This window comes from Verrucosispora sp. SN26_14.1, from assembly GCF_004307965.1.
GTDB lineage: Bacteria > Actinomycetota > Actinomycetes > Mycobacteriales > Micromonosporaceae > Micromonospora.
In genome coordinates this window covers 1-8,173 of record NZ_SISL01000267.1, presented here as the reverse complement: position 1 = coordinate 8,173, position 8,173 = coordinate 1, and the positions used below count along the sequence as shown (strand labels likewise).

Here is an 8,173-nt window from a genome sequence, read left to right as displayed (position 1 = left end):
GCGGTGCCGGGCTCTGGGCCCGGCGTCGGCTGACCCGCTCGGGGCTGCGGCAGGTGCTCGGCTTCATCCGGCACATCCCACCGGCCCAGCTCGTCGAGTTGGAGGGGGTGAGCGCCGGCCGGTCGCACCAGCTCCTGGCCGGTGCCGTGGTGGCCGAGGCGGTCATGCGCCGACTCGGAGTCGACTCGCTGGACATCTGCCCCTGGGCGCTGCGCGAGGGCGTGATCCTGGACCGGTTGGACCGGCTCGCGCCGGTGTGAGACCGGGCCGCGACCCGATGTGACACCAGGTGTCCGTAAAATCCGATTCACGGATTAACATCGGATTAGTGCAATGGCCGGGGGCTACCCTCGGTGGTGTGACTTCCCGCGTCCCGGTGCTCCTGTCCACTTCCTCGGTCTTCCCTGAGCGGACCGCGGCGGCGTTCCAGCTCGCCGCGGAGCTCGGCTACGACGGGATCGAGGTGATGGTCTGGACCGACGCCGTCAGCCAGGACGCCGGCGCGCTGCGCGGGTTGTCCGACCACTACGGCGTGCCGGTGCTCAGCGTGCACGCCCCCTGCCTGCTGGTGACCCAGCGGGTGTGGAGCACCGACCCGTGGGAGCGGCTGCGCCGGGCGGCGATGCTGGCCGAGACGCTCCAGGCACCGACCGTGGTGGTGCACCCGCCGTTCACCTGGCAGCGGGACTACGCCCGCAGCTTCGCCGAGGGGCTGGACACGGTGGCCGACGAGTTCGGCGGGCTGCGGTTCGCGGTGGAGAACATGTACCCGGTGCGGATGGCCGGGCGGCAGTTCGTGCCGTACGCGCCCGGTTGGGACCCGACCGAGACGGGTCACCGCTCGTACACGCTCGACCTGTCGCACTGCGCCGCCTCGCACACCGACGCGCTGGAGATGGCCGACCGGATGGGTGCCGGGCTGGCGCACGTGCACCTCGGTGACGGCACCGGTGAGGGTCGCGACGAGCACCTGGTGCCCGGGCGCGGCACCCAGCCCTGCGCCGAGCTGCTGCGCTCGCTGGCCGGTCGGGGCTTCACCGGCTCGGTGGCGGTCGAGGTGACCACCCGGGGCGCGAAGAGTCGACAGGTGCGCGAGGCGGACCTGCGGGAGGCGCTGGCCTTCGCCCGCCAGCACCTGAACACCCCGTCCCCGGTCGAGGCGGCCTGACCTCAGCCGCGTCCGGTCGGGGCGGCCTGATCCCGGCCGCGTCTCGACAGGGCGGACCGGCTTCGGTCGCGTCCGGCCCGGACGGCACCGGAGGTCGCGTCCGGCGACGCGGGACCGGTCAGGAGACCGACGTCAGCGGATCGCTCTGGGCCGGCACGGCGGCCCGCTTGCGGGCACGGTGGGCGGCCACGTGCGAGCGGGTGGCGCAGCGTTCCGAGCAGAACCGGCGGCAGCAGTTCGACGAGGTGTCCAGGTAGACGTTGCCGCAGCGGTCGTCGGCGCAGACCCCGAAACGGGCACTGCCGTACTCGCAGAGCCAGACCGACAGGCCCCAGACCGCGCCGGCCAGGTACTCCGAGCTGACCGAGGCGCCCCGGCCGGTGGCGTGCATGTGCCAGTCGCTGGAGTCGTGCCCCGAGATGCGGGGCTGCACCGGGTGGACCTCCAGCAGCGAGTTCAGCTCGGCGACCGCCTGGCCGTCCCGCCCGGTGGTGCCGTACTCGAAGACGTCCCGCAGCCGCTTCTGTGCGCGCCGGAAGGTGGCAAGATCCCGTTCCGCGACCTCGTCGCGCATCCACTCGTGGTCGTCGCAGAAGATGGCCCGCAGGTCGTCGAGGTCGTCCAGGCGGGCGTTGACAAGGTCAACTCCGGTCCGGGCGTACGCGTCGAAGTTCACACTCCAACGGTAGACGACTCACCCCGGACGTGGCGCGTCGATGTAGTGCGGAAGGAATCTGGCGTAACCATCAGTGATCAGGCTGGCGCTCTCTCGCAACCCCACCCCGGCCGATTCGCCGTCCACCACCCATGCGCCCAGGACCAGGTGACTCCCGTCGAATTGGGGCAGTGCACGGAACTCCTGATAGCAGAACCCCTCACTGCCATAATCGCCCGGATTCGTGATCTCCTCACTTTCCGTGACGATCCGCACGGCGGCGCCCTCCCGACCGAGCAGGGGCTTGGCGACGTACTCGGTCATGCCGCGCGGCGAGTCCAGGTACGCCGGCAGCAGCAACTCGTGCCCCGGGTACAGCTCCCAGAGCACAGCCAACAACGCCTTGTTCGACAGCAGCAGCTTCCAGGCCGGCTCGATCCAGGTGGTCGGCGTACCCGGATCCAGCGCCAGCGGCCCGTACGGCTCGGCCAGCATCCACTCCCACGGGTAGAGCTTGAAGCAGGTGGTGACCGGTCGGTCGGCGGTGTCGACGAAGCGACGGCCGTCCCAACCGATCTCCTGGATCGGCAGCAGCTCCACGTCCAGCCCGGCCTGGCGGGCGGTCTCGGCCAGGTAACCGGCCGTCATGTGGTCCTCGCCGCTCTCCTCCTCGTTCGACCAGACCACGTGCACCCGGCGGTCGTGCAGGCCGGCGCCGATCTTCGCCCAGGCGCCCACCAGCCGCTCGTGCAGGCTGTTCCACTGGTCCAGCTCCGGGCGGGTCTGCTCCAGCCAGTACCACTGGATGATGCTCGCCTCGACCAGCGCGGTCGGGGTGTCCGCGTTGTACTCCAGCAGCTTCGGCGGCCAACTGCCGTCATACCAGAGGTCGAACCGGCCGTAGAGGGTCGGCGGCGACTCCCGCAGCGACCGGGCCACCGCCTCGGCCGCCCACTGCGGGATGCCGAACTCTTCGTACCGGTCACGGGCCACCACGTGCTCGGCGGCGGCCACCGACATCCGGTGCAACTCCTCGGTGGCCTCCTCCAGACGCAGCACCTCGTCCAGGTCGAAGGCGTACGCGGCGGTCTCGTCCCAGTACGACATGACCCCGCCGTCGGGCAGCTCGGTGTCGACGTACACCAGCCCCTGCGCGCGGATCGTCGCGTCCCAGTCGGGTCGCGGGGTGACCTGCTCCCGACGCACGCTCAGCCGCCGCAGGAGGCGAGATGGGTGCCGAAGCCGCCACGGTCCGGCACGGACGCGCCGACCGGCTCCGGGGCGCCCCGCGTGACAGCCGTGCCGACCGACGGTGCCGGGGTGTGCAGGGCCAGGGCGACTGTCTCACCGCCCCCGGTCGGGCCCATGGCGCAGTCGTCATCGTCGTCGTCGGAAGACATGTTGCAGCCGGAGAGGGCGAGCGCGAGGGCGGTGAGCGCGCCGAGCTGCACGGAGGCCGACCGGAGCCGGCGGCGGGGGCGGTTTTCCACGTCCATCGTTGTAACCGATGCACGCCACGCCCGCCGCCCGGGGTACTGGTACGCAGTCCGTAGTACGGATTTTTGTAAGGAAGGGCACCCTATTAACGCCTCAGGTATAGAAGGGTTCCCTTCTCACACCTGAGTGTTAACAGGGGGCCCTTCCTTGCACCTCGGGCGGGCGCGGTGGGGGGTGGCTCGGGCGTTACGCTCGGCTCATGCTCCGTTCCGTCATTCTCGCCGCCTCCCGGTCAACCCGGGTCGAGCGGCTCGTCGCGACGGCCCCGTTCTCCCGGGACGTCGTGCGTCGGTTCGTCGCCGGCGCCGGGACCGACGACGCGCTGCGCGTGACCCGCGTACTCGTCGACGACGGTCTCGCGGTCACCCTCGACAACCTCGGTGAGGACACCGTCACCCCCGAGCAGGCCAACGCCACCCGGGACGAGTACCTCACCCTGCTGCGGAGTCTCGCCGGGGCGGGCCTGACGCCAGCCGCCGAGGTGAGCGTCAAACTGTCCGCGCTCGGCCAGGCCTTCGACGAGCACCTGGCGTACGACAACGCGCGGGCGATCTGCGCCGCCGCCGTCGACGCAGGCACCACGGTCACCCTGGACATGGAGGACCACACCACCACCGATTCGACGCTGGACGTCCTGGCTGACCTGCGCAAGGACTTTCCGTCGACCGGGGCGGTGCTCCAGGCGTACCTGCGGCGGACCGAGTCGGACTGCCGTGAGCTGGCCTCGGCCGGGTCGCGGGTCCGGCTCTGCAAGGGCGCCTACAAGGAGCCGGAGTCGGTGGCGTACCAGTCGCCCCGCGAGGTGGACAAGTCCTACGTGCGCTGCATGAACATCCTGATGTCCGGTGACGGCTACCCGATGCTGGCCACCCACGACCCGCGCCTGATCGCCATCGGCGAGGACCGGGCCCGCTGGTTCGACCGGGGACCCGACCGCTTCGAGTTCCAGATGCTGTACGGCATCCGACCGGAGGAGCAGGCCCGTCTGGTCGGCGAGGGCTACGCGGTCCGCACCTATGTCCCCTACGGCGACGACTGGTACGGCTACCTGATGCGGCGGCTCGCCGAGCGCCCTGCCAACCTGGCCTTCTTCGCCCGCGCCGTGGCCTCCCGCAAGTAACCCCGGCCTCCCGGAGCCAGCCCGGCCTCCCGGGATCGACCGTCTCCCACCGGCCCCGGACCGTCGACCGGCGATCCGGGGCCGTCGCCTTGACGAAATTGGCTAATGAGGTTAGCTTTCTAGCTATGACTGTTAGCTTTGTCGCGCGCGACGGTGGACGTGTCGCCTACGAGGTGCACGGGCAGGGGCCGTTGGTCGTCCTGTCGCACGGCATGGGGGAGAACCGGCACTCCTACCGGCACCTGGTCCCGCTGCTGGTGTCGGCGGGGTACCGGGTGGCGTCGGTCGACGTCCGGGGGCACGGCGACTCCAGCGTCGGGTGGCCGTCGTACGCCCCGGCGGAGGTCGGCGCCGACCTGCTGGCGGTGGTCCGGGACATCGGCGGTGGCCCGGCCACCCTGGTCGGCAACTCGTCCAGCGGCGCGGCCGTCGTCTTCGCCGCGACCGAGGCACCGGACCTGGTCGAGGGCATCGTGCTGGTCGGCGCGTTCGTCGAGCAGCGCAAGCTCAACCCGTTCATGCGGCTGGCCATCGGTGCGGTGCTGCGCAGTGCCCGCCTGTTCGGGCTCTTCCACCGCACCCTCTTCCCGGTCCACCGGCCCGCCGACGACGCGGCGTACCGCACGGCGATGGTGGCGGCGCTGCGCCGGCCCGGCCGGATGGCGGCGGTACGCGGCCTGATCGTCCCGGTCGAGCCGTACTGGACCGCCGTCGCGCCCCGGGTGCGGCAGCCGGTGCTGGTGCTGATGGGTACGAAGGACCCGGACTTCGCCGACCCGGCCGCCGAGGCGCGTGCCGCACGACGACTCTTCCCGGTCGCCGAGGCGCGCATGATCAGCGAGGCCGGCCACTACCCGCACGCCGACCGTCCCGAGGCGATGGCCGGTGAGCTGACCGAGTTCCTCGCGGTGATCGACCGTGCCTAGGGCCGGGCTCAACCCCCAGGTGGTGGTACGCGAGGCGGCGAGGCTGGCGGACGAGGTCGGCTACCACAAGCTCACGCTCGCCGCGTTGGCCGGCCGGCTCGGCGTCGCCCTGCCCAGCCTCTACAAGCACGTCAGGGGCGCCGACGCGCTCGCGCAGCAACTCTCCGCACTGGCCACCGCCGAGATCGCCGACGAGATGACGACGGCTGCCGCCGGTCGTAGTGGCGAGGACGCGTTGCGTGCCGTCGCCGTCGCCTACCGGTCGTACGCCCGCCGTCATCCCGGCCGCTACCCGGCCACGCAGCGGGTACCGGACCCGGACGACCCCGCGCACGTGGCCGCCGGTCGGCGCGCGGTGGAGGTGGTCTACGCCATTCTGCGCGGGTACGGGATCGAGGGCGACGCGGCGGTGGACGGGGTGCGGATGTTCCGTGCCGCCGTGCACGGCTTCGTCTCGCTGGAGGCGGGCGGTGACTTCGGCCTGCCGCGCGAGGTCGACCGCTCGTTCGACCAGATGGTGACCGCCCTCGGAGTCGCCTACCGGAGTTGGCCCGGGTCCGAGGGCTGACCGCCCCACACCCGGCGCGTCGCGGCACTTCCGCCCGCACAGGTGGACCCGTACTCTGCGCCGGTGACCGACGGGGGATCCACGGCCGGCGACCATCCGACGCCGGCTGACGTGACGCAAGCGCCAACGACGCCGGCCGCAACGACGCCGGTCGACGCGACATCGGCTGACGCGACATCGGCTGACGCGACATCGGCTGACGCGACGCCGCGTCGGCGATGGCCACTCTGGACGGCACTGGTCGCGGGAGTGCTGGTGCTGGCCTGCGGCGTGCCGGTGGTGCTGCTGGCCGGCGGGCTGCCCGACACCGACCTCGGGAAGCCCGCCACCGCCGCCTCGCCGACCGAGAACCCGACCACGATCGCCGCCCGGCAGGCGGCCGAGCGGATCACCGCGCAGTTGGAGAAGCAGTCGGCGGCGCTGCTCGGTCGGGACCGGGCCGGCTTCCTGGCGATCGCCGCACCCGCCGCGCAGAAGGACCTGCGCCGCCGGTACGGCGCACTGACCGCGCTGCGGGTCACCCGCTGGGAGGCGCGCCCGAGCGGGCTGCCCACCTCGGCCGGACGGGCGGGCGAATGGCGGTTGCCGGTCGAGTACCGGTACTGCTTCGTGCTGCCCGACTGCACGCCCAGCCCGGTGGTGATCGAGACCCGGTGGCGCGACGGCGCGGAGCCCCGCCTGCTCGCGCTCTCCAGGTCGAAGCCCGCGCACCACGTCAGCGGCCGGTCCAACGGGCAGCCCGGCAGCCTGCCCTGGGAGGTCAGCGACCTGGTCGTGGCGGTGGGCGAGCGTACGGTCGTGGCCACCACGCCGGCGTACCGCAAACGGCTGCCGGGCCTGCTGCGGCGGGCCGAGGCGGCGGCGACGGTGGCCGACGCGTACGTGGTCGCGGGCAGCCCGCCCGACCGGTACCGGATCTTCTACGCCGGGCCGAAGGAGTGGAAACGCTGGTACGGCGGTGAGCAGCCGGAGTGGGGTGCCGGGTACGCGATCAACGTCGGCGGTGGCCACTACGAGATCGTGCTCGGACCGGAGAGCTTCGAGTACGGCCCCTACCTGGACGAGTTGCTGCGACACGAGCTGGCCCACGCCGCGTCGTTGCCGGAGAAGAACTACGCGGACGATTCGACGTGGTGGCTGAGCGAGGGACTGGCCGAGCAGGCGGGCGTCGACGGCCAGCCGGTCGGGCGGTACGAGGGGCTGGACGCGGTCCGTGAGCTGGTCGAGGGGGACTGGGACGGGAAGCTGGAGAGCCTGACCCCCGACGCCGACACCCCGCAGGAACTGGTCAACGGCAGCTACGGCACCGCCTTCCTGGCGGTCCGCTACCTCGTCGACCGGTTCGGTGAGGAGCGGGTGCTCGCCTTCGCCAAGGCCGTGCTGCACGACCTTCGTGTGCCGGCACAGGTCAGCGAGGAGATCTTCGAGGAGGAGTGGAGCACCCTGCACAAGGAGTGTGTCGCGTACATCCGCGCCACGGTGCGCTGACCACGGCGGCGCGCCGCAGGTCTGACGGGGGCGACTCGTAGCATGGGCGGGTGCGCCGCACCGACTCGCCGCGGCTGCCCGCAGTCACGCGGCCCCGCCTGCTCACCGCCCTGACCGCCGTCGCCGTCCTGACCCTCACCGGTGCCGCCTCGTGCGGCGAGGATCCGCCCTCGATCTCGCTCGCCTCGGCCGTGCTCGCCCCGGTGGCCGAGGAGATCGACGCTCCGGCCACCGTGACCGCCCGCGCGGCGGCCACCGGACGGACCCGTCAGCGGGCCCGGCGTTCCGGGTGCGCCCGGTTCCAGGCCCGCATCCGTTCCGGGTACCCGACCTTGGTCGCCTCGTACAGCGGGATGGCGTGCTTGCGGGCCATCTTCCCGGCGACCCGGGGCGTCCCGGTACGCCGTCGGATCCACTCACCGTCGTGCGCGATGGCGACCACGGTGGTGTCGGTGGCGGTGGTCTCCGGTTCGAGATAGAACTCCACCCCCTGCCGACTGGTCGCGAACTGCTCCAGGGAGGCGAGGTCCTCCGGGGTCGCCTCGCGGTCCAGTTTCGTCGGGGTGCCCTCTGCGGCCCGGGGCCGCCGGCTGAACCAGCCCATTGCCCGGCTCCTCTCCTCGGCGTGCCTCCCAGTGCAGCATCCGCACCTGGCAGCTTCCTGGACGGCCGGCGCACGGGCCCCGGGCGCTACGCCTCCGGCTGCGGCTGTCTCTTATACCCCTCTCAGAGCCCACGAGACTAGCGCTCA

Annotated in this window: 9 protein-coding genes and 1 pseudogene; 6 read left to right on the top strand and 4 right to left on the bottom strand. The window is 72.1% G+C overall.

Annotated elements, in window-relative coordinates; translation table 11 throughout:
• Window positions 1-260 (top strand): annotated as a pseudogene (locus EYA84_RS21130) (hypothetical protein); the annotation flags it as partial.
• A gap of 98 nt (window positions 261-358) precedes the next feature.
• Window positions 359-1,168 carry a sugar phosphate isomerase/epimerase gene (locus EYA84_RS21125; RefSeq protein ID WP_201272444.1) on the top strand — a complete coding sequence of 270 codons (810 nt, stop codon included), beginning with the start codon at window positions 359-361 and terminating at the stop codon, window positions 1,166-1,168.
• Between the two features lie 118 nt (window positions 1,169-1,286).
• Here EYA84_RS21125 and EYA84_RS21120 read toward each other — a convergent pair whose 3' ends face one another.
• The 3 genes from EYA84_RS21120 to EYA84_RS21110 are packed head-to-tail and all read right to left on the bottom strand — an operon-like array spanning window position 1,287 to window position 3,313.
• Window positions 1,287-1,844, bottom strand: coding sequence for a CGNR zinc finger domain-containing protein (locus tag EYA84_RS21120; RefSeq protein ID WP_131054778.1), 558 nt, complete (start codon window positions 1,842-1,844; stop codon window positions 1,287-1,289).
• Window positions 1,845-1,862: 18 nt separating this feature from the next.
• A complete protein-coding gene (locus EYA84_RS21115) occupies window positions 1,863-3,029 on the bottom strand; it encodes a glutathionylspermidine synthase family protein (RefSeq protein ID WP_131054777.1) in 1,167 nt (388 codons plus the stop codon).
• Between the two features lie 2 nt (window positions 3,030-3,031).
• Window positions 3,032-3,313 carry a hypothetical protein gene (locus EYA84_RS21110; RefSeq protein WP_236145883.1) on the bottom strand — a complete coding sequence of 94 codons (282 nt, stop codon included), beginning with the start codon at window positions 3,311-3,313 and terminating at the stop codon, window positions 3,032-3,034.
• Window positions 3,314-3,519: 206 nt separating this feature from the next.
• Here EYA84_RS21110 and EYA84_RS21105 point away from each other — a divergent pair, with 206 nt between their 5' ends.
• The 4 genes from EYA84_RS21105 to EYA84_RS21090 all read left to right on the top strand — a co-directional run bounded on the left by EYA84_RS21105 (window position 3,520) and on the right by EYA84_RS21090 (window position 7,422).
• The gene (locus tag EYA84_RS21105) at window positions 3,520-4,440 is read left to right on the top strand and encodes a proline dehydrogenase family protein (RefSeq protein WP_131054776.1); all 921 of its coding nucleotides are present in this window, start codon (window positions 3,520-3,522) and stop codon (window positions 4,438-4,440) included.
• Window positions 4,441-4,565: 125 nt separating this feature from the next.
• Window positions 4,566-5,366: an alpha/beta fold hydrolase gene (locus EYA84_RS21100; RefSeq protein WP_131054775.1), complete on the top strand. Its 801-nt coding sequence runs from the start codon at window positions 4,566-4,568 to the stop codon at window positions 5,364-5,366.
• Window positions 5,359-5,934 (top strand): TetR/AcrR family transcriptional regulator, encoded by a 576-nt coding sequence (locus tag EYA84_RS21095; protein WP_131054774.1) that lies wholly within the window; start codon window positions 5,359-5,361, stop codon window positions 5,932-5,934. Before EYA84_RS21100 ends, EYA84_RS21095 begins: the two co-directional genes overlap by 8 nt.
• 255 nt (window positions 5,935-6,189) lie before the next feature.
• A complete protein-coding gene (locus tag EYA84_RS21090; RefSeq protein ID WP_236145882.1) occupies window positions 6,190-7,422 on the top strand; it encodes a hypothetical protein in 1,233 nt (410 codons plus the stop codon).
• A 268-nt stretch (window positions 7,423-7,690) separates the two neighbouring features.
• Here EYA84_RS21090 and EYA84_RS21080 read toward each other — a convergent pair whose 3' ends face one another.
• On the bottom strand, window positions 7,691-8,026 hold the full coding sequence (locus EYA84_RS21080; protein ID WP_131054773.1) for a hypothetical protein: 336 nt from the start codon (window positions 8,024-8,026) through the stop codon (window positions 7,691-7,693).
• Between the last annotated feature and the right edge of the window lie 147 nt (window positions 8,027-8,173).